Origin of the sequence: Dactylosporangium maewongense (assembly GCF_039531485.1) — a bacterium.
Lineage (GTDB): Bacteria > Actinomycetota > Actinomycetes > Mycobacteriales > Micromonosporaceae > Dactylosporangium > Dactylosporangium maewongense.
In genome coordinates this window covers 162,894-179,722 of sequence record NZ_BAAAQD010000006.1, presented here as the reverse complement: position 1 = coordinate 179,722, position 16,829 = coordinate 162,894, and the positions used below count along the sequence as shown (strand labels likewise).

At 72.3% G+C, this 16,829-nt stretch carries 14 protein-coding genes; 6 read left to right on the top strand and 8 right to left on the bottom strand.

The features are described 5' to 3' along the window. Window positions 1-4: 4 nt before the first annotated feature. Together ABD332_RS17285 and asnB are read right to left on the bottom strand one after the other, a co-directional pair. Window positions 5-1,207: an AAA family ATPase gene (locus tag ABD332_RS17285; protein WP_344502954.1), complete on the bottom strand. Its 1,203-nt coding sequence runs from the start codon at window positions 1,205-1,207 to the stop codon at window positions 5-7. Between the two features lie 54 nt (window positions 1,208-1,261). After that, entirely contained in the window at window positions 1,262-3,220 is a 1,959-nt protein-coding gene (asnB, locus tag ABD332_RS17280) for an asparagine synthase (glutamine-hydrolyzing) (RefSeq protein WP_344502953.1), read from the bottom strand. 87 nt (window positions 3,221-3,307) lie between these two features. Between asnB and ABD332_RS17275 the strand changes: the two genes are divergently transcribed. Beyond that, the gene (locus ABD332_RS17275; RefSeq protein WP_344502952.1) at window positions 3,308-4,750 is read left to right on the top strand and encodes an aminopeptidase P family protein; all 1,443 of its coding nucleotides are present in this window, start codon (window positions 3,308-3,310) and stop codon (window positions 4,748-4,750) included. Here ABD332_RS17275 and ABD332_RS17270 read toward each other — a convergent pair. After that, window positions 4,747-5,229, bottom strand: coding sequence for a cupin domain-containing protein (locus tag ABD332_RS17270; RefSeq protein ID WP_344502951.1), 483 nt, complete (start codon window positions 5,227-5,229; stop codon window positions 4,747-4,749). The genes ABD332_RS17275 and ABD332_RS17270 overlap by 4 nt on opposite strands. Window positions 5,230-5,289: 60 nt before the next feature. Between ABD332_RS17270 and trmB the strand changes: the two genes are divergently transcribed. Both trmB and ABD332_RS17260 read left to right on the top strand, forming a co-directional pair. Continuing rightward, window positions 5,290-5,937 carry a tRNA (guanosine(46)-N7)-methyltransferase TrmB gene (gene trmB, locus ABD332_RS17265; RefSeq protein ID WP_344502950.1) on the top strand — a complete coding sequence of 216 codons (648 nt, stop codon included), beginning with the start codon at window positions 5,290-5,292 and terminating at the stop codon, window positions 5,935-5,937. After that, on the top strand, window positions 5,934-8,450 hold the full coding sequence (locus ABD332_RS17260) for a DEAD/DEAH box helicase (RefSeq protein ID WP_344502949.1): 2,517 nt from the start codon (window positions 5,934-5,936) through the stop codon (window positions 8,448-8,450). Before trmB ends, ABD332_RS17260 begins: the two co-directional genes overlap by 4 nt. Here the strand turns inward: ABD332_RS17260 and ABD332_RS17255 are convergent. Further along, window positions 8,447-9,499 carry an alpha/beta fold hydrolase gene (locus tag ABD332_RS17255; protein ID WP_344502948.1) on the bottom strand — a complete coding sequence of 351 codons (1,053 nt, stop codon included), beginning with the start codon at window positions 9,497-9,499 and terminating at the stop codon, window positions 8,447-8,449. The two genes, ABD332_RS17260 and ABD332_RS17255, sit on opposite strands and share 4 nt — an antisense overlap. An 84-nt stretch (window positions 9,500-9,583) precedes the next feature. Here ABD332_RS17255 and ABD332_RS17250 point away from each other — a divergent pair, with 84 nt between their 5' ends. Both ABD332_RS17250 and ABD332_RS17245 read left to right on the top strand, forming a co-directional pair. Next, window positions 9,584-10,162, top strand: a complete 579-nt coding sequence (locus ABD332_RS17250; RefSeq protein ID WP_344502947.1) for a TetR/AcrR family transcriptional regulator — start codon at window positions 9,584-9,586, stop codon at window positions 10,160-10,162. Window positions 10,163-10,190: 28 nt separating this feature from the next. Then, complete coding sequence (locus tag ABD332_RS17245; protein ID WP_344502946.1) at window positions 10,191-12,401, top strand: catalase; 2,211 nt, start codon at window positions 10,191-10,193, stop codon at window positions 12,399-12,401. A gap of 85 nt (window positions 12,402-12,486) precedes the next feature. On the opposite strand, the gene ABD332_RS17240 is transcribed toward ABD332_RS17245, so the two are convergent. After that, complete coding sequence (locus ABD332_RS17240) at window positions 12,487-12,888, bottom strand: thioesterase family protein (protein ID WP_344502945.1); 402 nt, start codon at window positions 12,886-12,888, stop codon at window positions 12,487-12,489. A 37-nt stretch (window positions 12,889-12,925) separates the two neighbouring features. Between ABD332_RS17240 and ABD332_RS17235 the strand changes: the two genes are divergently transcribed. Then, window positions 12,926-13,657, top strand: coding sequence for an SIR2 family NAD-dependent protein deacylase (locus ABD332_RS17235; protein ID WP_344502944.1), 732 nt, complete (start codon window positions 12,926-12,928; stop codon window positions 13,655-13,657). Window positions 13,658-14,080: 423 nt separating this feature from the next. Here ABD332_RS17235 and ABD332_RS17230 read toward each other — a convergent pair whose 3' ends face one another. Genes ABD332_RS17230 through ABD332_RS17220 form a run of 3 tightly spaced genes read right to left on the bottom strand, consistent with a single transcriptional unit; the run spans window position 14,081 to window position 16,640 of the window. Then, complete coding sequence (locus ABD332_RS17230) at window positions 14,081-15,964, bottom strand: PH domain-containing protein (protein WP_344502943.1); 1,884 nt, start codon at window positions 15,962-15,964, stop codon at window positions 14,081-14,083. Further along, window positions 15,961-16,437: a PH domain-containing protein gene (locus ABD332_RS17225; protein WP_344502942.1), complete on the bottom strand. Its 477-nt coding sequence runs from the start codon at window positions 16,435-16,437 to the stop codon at window positions 15,961-15,963. Before ABD332_RS17225 ends, ABD332_RS17230 begins: the two co-directional genes overlap by 4 nt. Next, window positions 16,434-16,640 (bottom strand): acetone carboxylase, encoded by a 207-nt coding sequence (locus ABD332_RS17220; protein WP_344502941.1) that lies wholly within the window; start codon window positions 16,638-16,640, stop codon window positions 16,434-16,436. Before ABD332_RS17220 ends, ABD332_RS17225 begins: the two co-directional genes overlap by 4 nt. Window positions 16,641-16,829 lie beyond the last annotated feature (189 nt).

Genomic DNA, 16,829 nt, shown 5'->3' with positions numbered 1-16,829 from the left:
TACATCATTTCGGCTGACGTGCCAGCCAGAGTTCGCGGGCGAGGTCACCGGGGCCGAGCTGGGTGGCGGAGGGGGCGCGGCTGAGGACGGTGGCGCCGTCGGAGTCCTTGGCGACGTACCAGATCTGCTCCGGATCCAGGACGGGCAGGCCGTCGCTGCCGGGGCCGAACGGGGTGCGTGCGGTGAAGACCAGCTGCGCCCTGGCCGGGTTGAGGTCGCGGTCGCGGAGCAGGCGGAGCGCCTCGGCGGCGAGGTCGGGGTGCACGGCGGCGTCCAGGTCGTCGACGAGCAGGACGCCGCCGCGTTCCAGCATCGGCAACAGGGCGGCGAGCAGGTCGAGCCAGGCGATGGTGCCGTCGGACTCGGCCCAGCCGCCGAGGGGGACCGAGCCGGAGCGGCCGGCGTGGACGAGGCGGAGCAGGTCGCGCTCGACGCCGACGACGCCGAGGTCCGCGTGGCTGACCAGGAGCGTCAGCTGCTCGCTCCACCGGTCGGAGAGGTGGGCCAGGCCGCCGGCGAGCCGGGTGCCGGGGGCGAGGCGGACGGTCCGGATGCCGAACAGCCACGCGGCGATCGGGGCGAGCCACGGATGCTCCACGTCGGCGCCGAGTGACAGCAGCGTGACGGCGGACGGGCAGGCGGCGGCGAGGTGGTCGAGGCGGGCCTCGGGCAGGCAGCGGATGCCGGTGCGGTCCCGCTCGAACCAGACCCGCCGCCGGTCGCGGTCCGTGGCGTGCAGCCATTCGCCGGCGATCTCGTCGCGCTTGTAGGCGCAGCCGTAGACGTACCGGACGCCGTCGAGCAGGAACTCGATCTCGAACCGGGTCGGCAGCAGCCGGGCGGCCGGGTCGAGCTGGAAGGGCTCGAAGCGTTGCGTGGCGTCGTGGACGTCGCTGCCGGACACGGCGAGGGACCGCATCGTGGACAGGGCGCGCAGGATGGTCGACTTGCCGGCGGCGGTCGGGCCGAACACCCCGCACAGCGGCGACACCCGGAGCGCCCCGGCGGTGTTGTCCGAGGACGAGGATCCGGCGGTACGTGAGGAGCCGGCGGAACCCTGAGCGACGGACGCGTGCGAAGGGCCAGGAGCACCAGAACAGCCGGAGCGCAGCGGCACGCCGAAGCCGCCGTCGGGGCCCGAGAGCAGTGTCAGCTCTTGGATGTCACGGACCGAGCGGGAGTTCTGGAGCCTGAACTTGAGCAGCATCAAGTACCGACGCTAAGCGCCTGCCAGCACGGCGAACAGTGTGCCGCGTAAAGATCACCAGGGATCTAACCCCAGGCCGTCGGCGACGGAGTGCGACACCGCCGTGGGGATCACGGGTTTGACGGTCTCCGTGACGAACACGGCGTGCCACATGCAGAAGACCAGCACCGTCCAGATCTTGCGGGAGTGGTCGGCCTCCTTCTTGCGGTGCGCCTTCAGCAGGCCGCGCACCACGTCGAGGTCGATGAGGTCGCCGGCGCCCGACGAGTCGAGCAGGCCGTGCGCCCAGTCGTGCATCTCGGTGCGCAGCCACGGCCGGATCGGCACCGGGAAGCCGAGCTTCGCGCGGTTGACGATCGGGTCCGGCACGACCCCGGCCAGGGCCCGGCGCAGCGCCGCCTTCGTCACCGGCGACTGGGTGCGCGAGCGTGGTGGCACCTTCAGGTCGCTCGGCAGCGTCGAGGCGACCTCGAACACGGCCCGGTCCAGGAAGGGCGTGCGCAGCTGCAACCCGTGCGCCATCGTCATGCGGTCGGCCTTGACCAGGATGTCGCCGCGCAGCCACGTGTACAGGTCGATGTACTGCATCGTGGTGACGTCGTCGAGGGCGCTGGCCTCCTTGAAGACCGGCGCGGTGACGTCGGTGTGCCTGATGTCCGCCGTGTAGTGCCGCAGCAGCGCCGCCTTCTCCTCCTCGGTGAAGACCCGCGCGTTGCCGTAGTAGCGCTCCTCGATCGGCGTGGTGCCGCGCTCCAGGAAGCTCTTGCCCTTCACGCCCTGCGGGATCACCCGCGACACCGCCCGCAGCCCGCGCTGCATGGTGTCGGGCAGGTGGCTGACGCCGGCGAGGGACAACGGCTCCCGGTAGATCGGGTAGCCGCCGAAGAGCTCGTCGGCGCCGTCGCCGCCGAGGACCACGGTGACGTCCCGGGCGGCGCGCTCCGCGAGCAGGAACAGCGGGACGAGCGCCGGGTCGGCGACCGGGTCGTCGAGGTGCCAGACGATCCGCGGCAGCGCCCGCATCAGGTCCGCCGGGCCGACCTCCAGCGGCACGTTGGGCACCCCGAGCGCGCGGGCGGACTGCGCCGCCACCTCCAGCTCGGAGAACTGCGCTATGTCGTACCCAACCGTATATGTCCGGATCGCCGGGTCGACCTCGGCGGCGAGCGCCACCAGGGCCGTCGAGTCGATGCCGCTGGACAGGAAGGCGCCCACCGGCACGTCGGCCCGCAGGTGCGCCTGGACGCTGTCGCGCAGCGCCGAGGTGATCCGTCGGACCAGGCCGTCCTCGTCGCCGGTCGGGGTGGGGCGCAGGTCCAGCTGGCCGTAGCGGCGGTTCGCGAGGGGGCCGCCGGGCGTGTAGACGAACGACTCGCCCGCACCCAGCCGCCGGATGTCGGGGTGCAGGGTGGACGGCTCCGGCACGTACTGCATCGTCAGGTAGTGCTGCAGGTTGGCCGGGTCGACCAGGCGCCGGCGCTCCTCGGCGACGAAGGGCAGCAGGGCCTTGCGTTCGGACGCGAGGTAGACGCCGTCGTCGGTCGTCAGCTGGTACAGCGGGCGGATGCCATACGGGTCGCGCGCGCCGAAGGCGCGCCTCGCCGAACCGTCCCAGATGACGAACGCGAACATGCCGCGCAGCCGGCTGACCGCGCTCGGCCCCCAGTGGTGGTACGCGGCGAGGATGACCTCGGCCTCCGACTCGGTGGCGAAGTCGGCGCCCCGGTCCTCGACCAGCTCCGCGCGCAGCTCGTCGGCGTTGTGGACCGCGCCGTCGAAGACGATGAGGTACCGCCCGCGGGTCACGCCCATCGGCGGGAACGACATCGGCTGCCGCCCGCCGGTGAGGTCCCGCACGGCGAGCCGGTCGGCCCCGAACACCACGTCGTCGGTCACGACCACGTTGGTGTCGTCAGGTCCGCGGTGGCGCAGCAGCTCCAGCGCGTCGACGACCGCGTCCCGGTGCGCCGCCGCCCGCCCACGGGCACTGACGAAGGTGAGCAGCCCAGCCATCCCGTCCCTCCGCTCGTTCAGGAGAAAGTCTCGCACGCGGTACCGTCGCAGGAGGAGCACGAATTCGCAGCGATAGGACAGGCGGAGATGGACGAGAACGCGGGTGGCCAGTCGCACGATCCGGATTTCCCGGACCGGTTCATCGAGTTCATGCGCACCGGCTGGCGCGACTCGACCCTCGACGTGTCGCCCCGGCCGGAGGCGCCGGACCACGCCAAGCGCCGCGCCGAGCTGTCCGCGGCCTTCCCCGGTGAGACGATCGTCATCCCGACCGGCGTCGACAAGGTGCGCTCCAACGACACGTACCACCCGTTCCGCCCCGGCACCGACCACGCGTGGTTGACCGGCGAGCACGACCCCGACGCGGTCCTCGTGCTGCACCCCACCGGCGGCGGGCACGACGCGATCCTCTACGTGCGCCCCCGCTCGCCCCGCGACACCGACGAGTTCTTCCGCGACCGCAACCACGGCGAGCTGTGGATCGGCCGCCGGCACACCCTCGCGGAGAAGGCGACCGAGCTGCAGCTGCAGACCGCGCACCTGGACAGGCTCGCCGCCGCGCTCGACGACGCCGCGCCCGGGCGCACCCGGGTGCTGCGGGGGTTCGACCCCACGGTCGACGGGGCCGTCCGGTCGGCGAATCCGGCCCGTGACGCCGAGCTGGCCACGGTGCTGGCGGAGCTCCGCCTCGTGAAGGACGCCTGGGAGATCGAGCAGCTGCAGGACGCGATCGACGCGACGACCCGCGGCTTCGAGGACGTCGCCCGCATCCTGCCCGCCGACCGCCCGGTCAGCGAGCGGCTCATCGACGGCGTCTTCAACCTGCGCGCCCGCCACGACGGCAACGCCGTCGGCTACGGCTCCATCGTCGGCAACGGCGCCCACGCCGCGATCCTGCACTGGACCCGCAACGACGGCCGGACCCGCCCGGGCGACCTGCTGCTCATGGACATGGGCGTGGAGAACCGCAACCTGTACACCGCCGACGTCACGCGCACCGTCCCGGTGAACGGCACGTTCACCCCGTTGCAGCGCCAGATCTACGACCTGGTCTTCCGCTCCCAGCAGGCCGGCATCGACGTGATCCGGGCCGGCACCAGGTTCGACGACGTGCACCAGGCCTGCATGCGGGTCCTCGCCGAGGGCCTCGCCGACCTGGGCATCCTGCCGGTCAGCGTCGACGAGGCGATGGACCCGGCGTGCATCTTCTACCGGCGCTGGACGCTGCACGGCTTCGGGCACATGCTCGGCCTGGACGTCCACGACTGCGGCGAGGCCCGCAAGGAGCGCTACCGCGAGGGTGTCCTCGACGCGGGGTACGTCCTGACCGTCGAGCCGGGCCTGTACTTCCAGCCCGACGACGAGCTCGTCCCCGCCGAGCTGCACGGCATCGGCGTCCGCATCGAGGACGACGTCCTGGTCACCCCGACCGGCGCCGTCGTCATGTCGGAGGCCCTGCCCCGCTCCCCGGACGCCGTCGAGTCGTGGCTCGCCGCCCAGCGCGAGGCAGGACCCCGCCTGCCGGGTTAGTCCAGCCAGAACGTGTCGTGGGCGAGCATGAACTCGTCGCGCTCCAGCGCGCTCAGCGACGACAGGTGCGGGAGGCCCTCGAAGTAGGCCTCCCGCGGCGCGCCGGGGGAGAAGTGCAGCAGCATCGAGGCGGGTTCGCCGGACTCGTTGCGGAACGCGTGGATGCCGCCCTCCGGCACGTGCACCCAGTCGCCGGGCTGCGTGGTGATCCACTCCTTGCCGTCATAGATGCGGACCGAGCCCGACAGGATGTAGAAGGACTCGGAGATCGAGCGGTGGTAGTGCGGGTCCGGGCCGCTCGGCTGCGGGCCCATCTCCCACCGGTACAGGCCGAACTGCCCGTGCGTCGTCTGGCCGGTGGCCAGGTAGTGCACCGTGTTGCCGTTCGCGTAGGTGAACTCGGGCGGCGTCGCCGCTGGGCGGTAGGTGGCCGACAGCTCGCCGGCCGGCCCGAGGTAGTACGGCGGTGGATAGGACATACGATCACAATACGGCGCACCCGGCGCGACCTCGACGAATCCAGGTAGGCTGTTGACCCCGTGAAGACCATCGAGCGCGTCCGCAAGCCCATCCGGACATATCACCCGCGCCGGGGGCGGCTCAGTGGTCGGCACTTCGACGCCCTCGAGCGCCTCACCACCGCGTACGGGTTCACCCCCGGGGACCGGGTCGACGTCCTGGAGATCGGGTCCGGGATGGGCGAGGCGACCCTCGAGATGGCCGCCGCGGACCCCGGCCGGCGCTACCTGGCGGTCGAGATCCACACGCCGGGCGTGGCGAACCTCCTCGCCAACATCGAGCAGCGCGGCCTGGCGAACCTGAGCGTGGTCAGCGTCGACGCCCTCGACCTGTGCCGGGAGCACATCGCCGACGGGTCCCTGGACGCGGTGCACGTGTTCTTCCCCGACCCGTGGCCGAAGGCCCGGCACCACAAGCGCCGCCTGATCCAGCCCGCCAACGTCGGGCTCCTGGCCGCGAAGCTGCGCACCGGCGGGCTGCTGCACTGCGCCACCGACGACGCCGGCTACGCGGAGTGGATGCTGGAGACCTTGACGAACGCCGCGAACCTGACCAACCGCCACGACGGCTACGCGCCGCGGCCGTCCCACCGGCCGGTCACGAAGTTCGAGCAGCGCGCCCTGGACGCCGGCCGCGCACCCGCCGACCTGATCTTCGTGAAGTCATGAGCGCCGGACTGGCCGCCAGGGTCCCCAGGGGAGGCGACCCGGACACGGTCTTCGACGCGTTCGCGGAGTGGGCCATGGAGCAGGGCCTTGAGCTGTACCCGCACCAGGAAGAGTCCCTGATGGAGATCGTCTCCGGGGCGAACCTGATCCTGTCCACGCCCACCGGCTCCGGCAAGAGCCTCGTCGCCGCCGGGGCGCACTTCGCCGCCCTCGCCACCGACCGGACCACCTTCTACACCGCGCCGATCAAGGCGCTGGTGTCGGAGAAGTTCTTCGCCCTCGTCGCGATGTTCGGCGCGGAGAACGTCGGCATGCTCACCGGCGACGCGTCCGTCAACGCCGACGCGCCCATCATCTGCTGCACGGCGGAGATCCTCGCCAACATCGCGCTGCGCGACGGCGCGACCGCCGACGTCGGTGTCGTCGTCATGGACGAGTTCCACTTCTACGCCGAGCCCGACCGCGGCTGGGCGTGGCAGGTGCCGCTGATCGAGCTGCCGCAGGCGCAGTTCGTGCTGATGTCGGCGACGCTCGGCGACGTCACCAGGTTCGTCGACGACCTGACGGCGCGCACCGGCCGGCCGACCGCCGTGGTGAAGAACGCCGAACGGCCCGTGCCGCTCATGTTCAGCTACTCGATGGACCCGCTGCACGAGACGATCGAGGAGCTGCTCAGCACGAAGCAGGCACCGGTCTACATCGTGCACTTCACCCAGGCCGCCGCCCTGGAGCGGGCGCAGGCGCTGATGAGCATCAACGTGTCGACCCGCGCGGAGAAGGACATGATCGCCGAGGCGATCGGCCGGTTCCGGTTCACGGCGGGCTTCGGCAAGACCCTGTCGCGGCTCGTCCGGCACGGGATCGGCGTCCATCACGCCGGGATGCTCCCCAAGTACCGCCGCCTCGTCGAGACCCTCGCCCAGGCCGGGCTGCTGAAGGTCATCTGCGGCACCGACACCCTGGGCGTGGGCATCAACGTGCCGATCCGCACGGTGCTGTTCACCGCGCTGTCCAAGTACGACGGGCAGAAGACGCGGCTGCTGTACGCGCGGGAGTTCCACCAGATCGCCGGCCGGGCCGGCCGCGCCGGGTTCGACACGATCGGCACGGTCGTCGTGCAGGCGCCCGACCACGTCATCGACAACGAGCGGGCCCTGGCGAAGGCCGGCGACGACCCGAAGAAGCGGCGCAAGGTCGTACGGAAGAAGCCGCCGGAGGGCTCGATCGGCTGGGGCAAGCCCACGTTCGACCGGCTCGTCGACGCCGAACCCGAGCCGCTGCGCTCCAGCTTCCACGTGTCGCACGCGATGCTGCTCAACGTGATCAGCCGCCCCGGCGACGCGTTCGCCGCGATGCGGCACCTGCTGACGCAGAACCACGAGGACGTCCACTCGCAGCGCCGCCTGATCCGCCGGGCGATCGCGATCTACCGGGCGCTGCTCGCCGGCGGCGTGGTCGAGCAGCTCGCCGAGCCCGACGAGGAGGGTCGGCGGGTCCGGCTCACCGTCGACCTGCAGATGGACTTCGCGCTCAACCAGCCGCTGTCGCCGTTCGCCCTCGCCGCGATCGAGCTGCTCGACCGGGAGGCGCCCGCGTACGCGCTGGACGTGCTGTCGGTGATCGAGTCGACGCTCGACGACCCGCGGCAGATCCTGTCCGCGCAGCAGTTCAAGGCCCGCGGCGAGGCCGTCGCCGCGATGAAGGCCGAGGGCATCGAGTACGAGCAGCGCCTGGAGCTGCTCGACACCGTCACCCACCCGAAGCCCCTCGACGAGCTGCTCGACAGCGCGTACAACCTGTACAAGCAGGGCCACCCGTGGGTCGCCGACTACCAGGTCAGCCCGAAGTCGGTGGTCCGCGACATGTACGAGCGGGCCATGACGTTCGTCGAGTACGTCAACTTCTACAGCCTGTCCCGCTCCGAGGGTCTCGTGCTGCGGTACCTGGCGGACGCGTTCAAGGCGCTGCGCCAGACGGTCCCCGAGGACGCCCGGACCGAGGAGCTCACCGACATCATCGAGTGGCTCGGCGAGCTCGTCCGGCAGGTCGACTCCAGCCTCATCGACGAGTGGGAGCGGCTGCGCAACCCGGGGGCCGAGGACGAGAAGCTGGTGCTCGACGACCGCCCGCCGGCCGTCACCCGCAACCTGCGCGCGTTTCGCGTCCTGGTCCGCAACGCGCTCTTCCGCCGGGTCGAGCTGGCCGCGCTGCGCCGCTTCGACGAGCTGGGGGAGCTCGACGGCGAGCACGGGTTCACCGCCGACGACTGGCAGGACGCGATCGAGGACTACTTCGACGAGTACGACTCGCTCGGCGTCGGCCCGGACGCCAGAGGTCCGGCCCTGCTCGTCATCGAGCAGAAGCCGGACCGGTGGTTCGTGCGCCAGATCTTCGACGACCCGGCCGGCGACCGCGACTGGGGCATCACCGCCGAGGTGGATCTCGCCGAGTCCGACGCCACGGGGTTCGCGGCGATCAGGGTCACGGCCGTGGGACCCATGTCGGACGCTTAGGCGTTGGCGTCGACGGTACGAAGTGCCGCCAGGAACTCCTTCGGGTGCGTGAACGCGGCGAAGTGGGACGCGCCGTCGATGAGGACCAGGGACTTCGCCGGGGCGTCGACCTCGGCGAAGTAGTCCACGGCGGGACCGGTCAGGGTGACCACGTCCTGCGCGCCCTGGAACAGGTGGAACGGGATCTCCAGGCGGGTGCCGTCAGCCCGGGCGTCCCAGCGCATGAACTGCTCGAACATGCCGTCCCGGACCGCCGCGAAGCCCTTCAGCCAGGCGACGACGTCCAGCAGTGAGTAGTCGGGCTTGGTCAGCAGCAGCGAGAAGAGCTTCTTCAGGCCGCCGTTGGGGTTGGACGGGTCGGTGCCCATCGACCACTGCATGCGTCGGCCCCAGGCCTTGACGTCCCAGGTGCGCGGGTCGGCGTCCAGCTGCTCGAGTGCCGCCACCCCGCGCTGGTTGCCGGCCTCGCGGAGGCGCTGGAGGGTGTCGGCGCGGCCCTGGCGCTCGTTGTCCAGCATGTTCACGTAGAAGTCGGTGCCGACGTATGCGCTGAACAGGTCGGGCCGCTGCCGGGCCATCGGCAGGCCGACGATGGTGCCCATCGAGCCGGCCATCAGGATCACCTTGTCCTTGCCCAGGTGGGCGCGGACGTGCTCGGCGACCTCGATGCCGTCGGCGACCAGCTGCTCGAAGGTGCCGCTCTCCGGGCCGCTGCGGCGCAGCGTCCGGCCGCAGCCGCGGCGGTCCCAGTGCACGACCGTGAAGTGCTTCTCCCACTCGCGGAGCGCGGCGGTGAACACCGAGTAGGGCGAGCCGGGGCCGCCGTGCACGACGAGCAGCACCGGGTTGGCCCGGTCCTCGCCGCGGATCTGCAGCCACTGCTCGACGCCGCCGATGGTGACGTAGCGACCCTCGACGATGCCGGCGGGGCTGGTGATGCGCGCCTCGGCGGCGCGGCGGTGCTTGAGGACCGCCCGGACGGCGAGGGGGGCGGTGGCGAGAGCGGCAGCGGCGGTGAGGGCGGCGGGGGCGATCAGCATCAGCGTCATGCCGAGAACTGTACGCACGTCTCACACAAACGTGCAAGAGAGATGTGCAAGACGCTTGTGTCAGACGGCGCTATGCTTCGGGGCATGGGCAACAAGGAGAAGCTCCTCGAGGGCGCGCTGGCGTGCCTGCTCGACAAGGGCTACGCACGCACCACCGCACGCGACGTCGCGTCGGCGGCCGGGGTCAGCCTCGCCGCGATCGGATACCACTTCGGCACCACCGACGCGCTGCTCAACGCCGCGCTCGACCAGGCCCTCGAAGCCTGGGGCGCCGCCCTGGAGGAAGCCCTGCGCGGCGCCGCCGACGGGCCCGACGACGACCCCGCCGCCAGGTTCGAGGCCGTCTGGGCGCGGATCATCGCCTCCGTCGAGGCGCAGCCGGCGCTGTGGAAGCTCCAGTTCGAGGTGGTCGCGCAGCTCGCCGTCCTGCCGGAGCTGCACGAGCGCTGGCAGCACTCGCTCGCCGCCGCGCAGGAGGGGCTCGCCGCGCTCTTCGGCGGCAGCCCCGGCACCGGTGCGTTCTATCAGGCGCTGCTCACCGGCGTGGTCGTGCAGCACCTCGTCGCGCCGGGCCGCGGGGTGGACGGCGCGCAGCTGGCGGCGGCGGTGCTGGAGGTGGCGGCGCACCTCCGCGGCGGTGAAGATGCCGCCGAACGCGTGTAAACGGCGCGAACCGCGGTAGCCCGTAGGTATGACCGCTGCGCTGACCACAGACCAGGGCATCCCGGTCGCCGACACCGACAACTCGCTGCGCGCCGGTGCCCGCGGGCCGAGCCTGCTGGAGGACTTCCACCTGCGGGAGAAGCTGATGCGCTTCGACCACGAACGGATCCCGGAGCGGGTCGTCTACGCCCGCGGTGCCGGAGCGCACGGCGTGTTCAAGCTGCACACGCCGCTGGACGACTACACGACGGCGGACTTCCTCACCGACCCGGACGCCGAGACCCCCGTCTTCGTCCGGTTCTCCACCCTGCAGGGCTCCCGCGGCTCCACCGACACGCCCCGCGACGCGCGCGGCTTCGCCACGAAGTTCTACACCCGGCAGGGCAACTTCGACCTCGTCGGCAGCAACATGCCGGTCTTCTTCATCCAGGACGGCATCAAGTTCCCCGACCTGGTGCACGCGCTCAAGCCGGAGCCGCACCACGAGATGCCGCAGGCGTCGTCGGCGCACGACACGTTCTGGGACTTCGTGTCGCTGCAGCCCGAGACGATGCACCACGTGATCTGGCGCATGTCCGATCGGGCGCTGCCTCGCTCGTACCGCATGATGCAGGGCTTCGGCGTGCACACCTTCCGCCTCGTGAACAGCCAGGGGCGCGGCACGTTCGTCAAGTTCCACTGGAGGCCGTCGCTCGGCACCCACTCGCTGGTCTTCGACGAGGCGCAGCGCATCTCCGGCCAGGACCCCGACTTCAACCGCCGCGACCTCTGGGACGCGATCGCGTCCGGGAACTTCCCGTCCTGGGAGCTCGGCGTGCAGCTGTTCTCCGAGTTCGCCCTCGACGACGTCGACCTGCTCGACGCCACCAAGCTCGTCCCCGAGGAGATCGTGCCCGTCACGCCGGTCGGGCGGCTCACGCTCAACCGCAACCCCGACAACTTCTTCGCCGAAACCGAGCAGGTCGCGTTCAACGTCGGCAACATCGTGCCCGGCATCGACTTCACCGACGACCCGCTGCTGCAGGCGCGGCTGTTCTCCTACCTGGACTCGCAGCTCAACCGGCTCGGCGGCCCCAACTTCGCGCAGCTGCCCGTCAACCGGCCGCACGTGCCCGTGCACAACCACCAGCAGGACGGCTCCCACCAGCAGCGGGTGCCGACCAGCCGGGTCACGTACTCGCCCAGCTCCCTCGCCGCCGAGGCGCCCGCCGGTTTCGTCTCGTACCCGGAGACCGTCGACGGGCCGAAGGAACGCAAGCGGAGCGTGACCTTCGCCGACCACTACAGCCAGGCGACCCTGTTCTGGAACAGCATGGCGCCGTGGGAGCGCGCGCACATCGTCGAGGCGTACCGCTTCGAGCTCGGCCGGGTCACCTCGATGGCGATCCGGGTCCGGATGGTCGAGCACCTCAACCGCATCGACCACGACCTGGCGGCGGCGGTCGCATCCGGGATCGGCGTCGAGGAGCCGGTCAGGTCCGTCGCAAACCACGGCCGCTCGTCCGCGTCCCTCAGCCAGGCCGCCGCCGCGCCGGCACCCGTGGCCACCCGGAAGGTCGCGGTCCTCATGGGCGACGGCGTCTCCGCCCGCTGGGTCGCCCGCCTGCGCGACGACCTCACCGCCGAGGGCGTCGTCGTCGACCTGCTCGGCCCGGTCGACGGCACCGTGATGACCGACGACGGCCTGCCCATGGAGGTCACCCGCGCACTGAGCACCGTGGCCTCCGTGGTGTACGACGCGGTTGCCGTCCCCGACGGGGTGCTCGCGCTGCCCGTGGACGGCCCGGCGGTCCACTTCGTCGCCGAGGCGTACAAGCACGGCAAGCCGATCGCCGCCTCGGGCACCGGCGTGGACGTGCTGCTCCGCGCCCACATCCAGATCCCCGCGGCTGGCTCCCCGGGCGCTGACGCCGCGGGCGCCGCCTTCGCCGCCCGCTCCGCGGGTCCGTCCGCCGGCGCGTTCAACGGCCCTCGCTCCGCGGGTCCTTCCGCCGCCGCCGAGCCTGCGGGCACCGTCTTCGCCGCCCGTTCGACGGGCCCTTCCGCCGGCGCCACCCGCGGCCCACGCTCGGCCGCTCCTGCGCCCGCGGGCGCCTCTTCCGCCGCCCCGTCCTCCACGAGCGTCGCGGACATCGCCGACGTGTCGCTCATCGTCGCCGACGAACCGGCGTCCCGCCTGCTGGCGGCGCTGGCCATGCACCGCAACCACGACCGGGACGTGACCTCGATCCCCGCCTAGCGCCGCCGCGCCTCGTCCACTGGCCTTGTCCACTGGCCCAGGTCTACTGGCCCAGGGCCTTCGCTACTGGCCCAGTGCCTTCTCCCTACTGGCCCAGGGCCTTTTCCACGAACCTGTGGCGGTCGACGAGCATGCGCTCGACCCGGCCCTCCGCCACGACCTGGCTGCCGTCGCGGGCGACGACCTCGAACACCAGCTTCCGGCCGTCGGTCTTGGCGAGGCGGGCCTCCACGACGACCTTGCCGCCGATCGGGGTGGCCGCGCGGTGCTCCAGCTCGACCCGCGTGCCGACCGTCGTCCAGCCCGGCGGTAGTCGCCTGACCAGAGCGCCGACGCTCGCCGCCTCCGCGAGCGCCAGCACCTTCGGCGTGCCGAGCACCGGCACGTCACCCGACCCCAGCGCCTGCGCCGTGTCGGCGTCGCTGACGATGAGCTCGACCCGGGCGACCGCGCCGACCCAGGGTGCCGCGTCCACTGAGAAACCCATGTGCTCAGCCTAGTGAGTCGCGGCTACAGTCGGGCCGATGCGCAACCTGGCGGCCTGGATCGATGCGGGCTCCGTCGTCGCCCTCACCGGCGCCGGCATCTCCACCGACTCCGGCATCCCCGACTTCCGCGGCCCCGACGGCGTCTGGACCCGCGACCCCGAGGCGATGAAGCTCTCCTCGATCGACCACTACGTGGCCGACCCGCAGGTGCGCCGCCGGGCGTGGCAGGAGCGGCTGCACAACCCCGCGTGGACCGCCGAGCCCAACGCCGCCCACTACGCCCTCGCCGACCTGGAACGCGCGGGGAAGGTCACCGCCGTCATCACGCAGAACATCGACGGCCTGCACCAGCGCGCCGGCGCCTCGAACGTCATCGAACTGCACGGCACGCTCTCCCAGACCGAGTGCCTCACCTGCGCCGAACGCCGCCCGATGCCCGACACCCTGGCCCGCGTCACCGCCGGCGACCCCGACCCCGCCTGCCTCAGCTGCGGCGGCCTGCTGAAGTCGGCGACCATCTCGTTCGGCCAGTCGATGCACCTGCCGACCCTCGAGGCCGCCGCCGAGGCCGCCATGGGCTGCGACGTGCTCCTGGCCATCGGCACGTCACTGACCGTCCACCCGGCCGCCGGCCTCGTCGACGTCGCCCACAAGTCCGGCTCCATGGTCGTCATCATCAACGCGGCCGAAACCCCGTACGACCCCATCGCCCACCTGCTCGTCCGCGACCCGATCGGCGAGGTCCTGCCCCGCCTGGTCGCCGGCTGACCTTCTTCGCGGTCCGACCGGCGAGGCGCTGCCTCACTCGCCCGCCGGCCGCCCGGCCGACTCGTCCGTGATGCGTTCGGCGAGGTCCTGCCCGCCCGGTCGCCACTGCCCCGCGCGGCAGTTGGCTGCCGTACCTGCGACGGACCGCGGCTGCGCAGCCAGCGGGGGAGCGGCCGCCGGGTCCGGCCGCGCGGCGACCGGGTTCGGCGGCGCGGCGGTTGGCTTCGGCGGCGGCGCGACGGTTGGCTTCGGCGGCGGTGTGGCGATCGGATTCGGCGGCGGTGTGGCGATCGGGTTCGGCGGCGGTTCGGTGGTCGGGCTCGCACGTGCTCGTCCGTGACCGGTCGGCGAGGTGCTGCCGCGCCTGGTTGCCCACTGGCCGACGCGGTGGCTGCTGCTGCACCCGCCGCGGGACCGTCGCCGTTACACCGGCGGATGGGGCGCGGCTACAGGGCCCGGCGGCGTGGCGATCGGGTTCGGCGGATCGGCTACCGGACCGGGCGGTGCGGCGGCAGGGCCCTGAGGCGGTGCGGCAATCGGGTCCTGCGACGGTGCGGTGACCGGGTTCGGCGACGGTGCGGTGACCAGGTGCGGTGGAGCGGCCACCGGACTGGGTAATGCGGCGGCTGAGTCCGGCGGTGGCGCGGTGACCAGGTTCGGTGGAGCGCCCACTGGGCCGGGCGGTGCGGCGGCCGGGCCTTGAGGCGGCGTGGCAATCGAGTCCGGCGGTGCAGCGACCGGGTTCGGTGGCGGAGCAGCGGCCACTGGACCGGGCGGTGCGGCGGCCGGGCCTTGAGGCGGCGTGGCAATCAGGTCCGGCGGTGCAGCGACCGGGTCCGGTGGCGGAGCAGCGACCGGGTTCGTTGGAGCGGCGATCGGGCCGGGCGTTGCGGCGTGCGGGTCCGGCGGCGGTGCGGCGACCTGGTCCGGTGGTGGGGCGGGCGGCTTCTGGAGGGAGACGGCGACGGCGGCGCGGCGGGCGGTGCGGGAGGTGGCCGCGAGGAGGTCGGCGAGGGCGTAGGCGTCGGCGGTGGCCCGGTGGCGGCCGACGGCGTGCAGGCCGCCCGCGGTGTCGACGTGGACCGTCGCGAGGTCCAGTGCGCGTTGCAGCGGGCCCTGGACCACCCTGACGCTCTGCACCCGGGCCAGCGGGACCACCACGAGCTCGCGGGTCAGGACGCCCTCCCGCACGACGACGACCGTGTCGGTGACGCCGATGCCGATCCGGGACCACGCCAGGGGTGCGAGCCACCGGGCGCGGCGGGGTGGGCCGGTGACGGCGACCGCGGCCGCGTCGACGGGCGGCCAGTGGCCGGCGCCGGCCAGCGGCGGCATGGGCGGGGGCTTGGCGGGGCGGGCGTGGACGGCGGCGGTGAGCACGGTGGTGACGACCGCGAGCGTGTCGGCGGTGGACGCGACCGGGACGAGGGTGCCGGTGCGCAGCTGTGCCTCGCCGTGGCCCGCGTAGCCGGCGACGTCGAGGCGGGCGCGGGCCCAGCCGGCGCGGCGCCACAGGAGCGGCCAGGTGACCTTCAGCCCCTGGACGCGGTGCGGCGGGACGGTCTGGCTGCGCTTGTTGAGCAGGCCCTGGCGCAGGCGGAGCGCCGCGGCGTCGGTGCCGATGGTGAAGTCCCACTCGTCGAGGACGCGGCGGACGGGGACCTGGAAGACGCCGAGGAACGCGGTGATCGTGCTCGCCGCGCCGATCAGGGTCCAGGTCGGGTCGAGGGTCGCCTGCCAGGCGACGAACGCCAGGCCGGCGGGGACGGCCAGGGCCTGCGGGGTGAGCAGCTGCGCGAGCAGGAGCCGGCGGTTGGCGACGGCGAAGACGCGCGACTCGCCGGCGCCGGTGTCGGTGGTGGCGACGTGGGTGTGGGGGACGCCGGTGGACAGTCCGATGAGGCGCGCGCGCAGGCCGGCGGCGCCGGCGACGGTCAGGTAGGCCAGGGGCGCCTCGGTCTTGCTCGCGCCGATCACCTCCAGGCGCAGCTCGGCCAGGCCGAAGACGCGGGCGAGCAGGGGCCGGACGACGTCGATCGCCTGCACCCGCTCCAGGGGGATCGTCCTGGTACGGCGTGAGATCAGCCCCTCGTGCACCCGCAGCTCCCGGCCCACGATCTCGTAGCCGGTGACGAGCCAGACGACGGCGGAGACGACGACCGCCGCGACGAGGATCGCGCCCATCGCGGCCAGCCAGTGCACCAGGCCCAGGTCCGACAGGCCGCGCCAGGAGACGGCGGCGGCGGCGAACGCCACCAGCTTCGCCCCCTTCAGCAGCGGCGTCAGCGGATGGAGGCGCTGTCTCACAGGCCCTCTTCGCGGATCTCGCCGAGCGCGGCGAGCCGGTCCCGCAGCCGGGTCGCCTCCGCGGCCTCGAGGCCCGGGACGGTCGCGTCGCTGGCCGCGGCGGCGGTGTGCAGGGTGACGGTGGCCAGGCCGGCGGCGCGCTCCAAGGGGCCGGCGGTGACGTCGACGAACTGCATCCTCGCGTACGGGACGATCGACAGCCGCCGCACGAGCAGCCCGTGCCTGACGAGCAGGTCCTCGGCCCGCTCCGCGTAACCCCAGGCGCGCACCGACCGGCGCACGAACACCGCCCGGAGCCCACCCAGTACCAACGCCGCGAACGACAACAGGAAGAACCAGGGGCTGACGAGCAGCGCCGCGACCACGCCCGCCACCGCGAAGGCCAGGGTCCAGGCGCTCAGGACGGCGAGGCGCAGCCAGAAATAGCGAGGGGAGATTGATCGCCAGGTAACTTCCAGAGGCGGCGCGGTCACGTGTCGAGCGTATCCGCTGCCACGGGGATGACGTCGCGGAGGAAACCGCGTGCGGTCAGGAAGTCACTCAGCGTCGTGCGGTGGGTGTCACACGCGAGCCAGATCTTGCGGCGGTCAGGCGTGTGCAGCTTCGGGTTGTTCCAACGCAGCTGCCACTTCGCCTCGGCGCGACAGCCTTTGGCGGAGCAGATGATGGGATCCACGCGGCCAGTCTGCCAGCGGTGGAGCAGAGGATGAGCGCCGGGCGGCCACGGGGGAAGCCGCCCGGCGACGGGGTGAATCGTACCCACTCGGGTACGGGTGATGTCCAGTCACCCGAGGTGTCCGATCCGAAAATCCCGCCCAATCACTGGTCACTTTTACGATTAATACGTAAAAATCGGTCGCGGGTA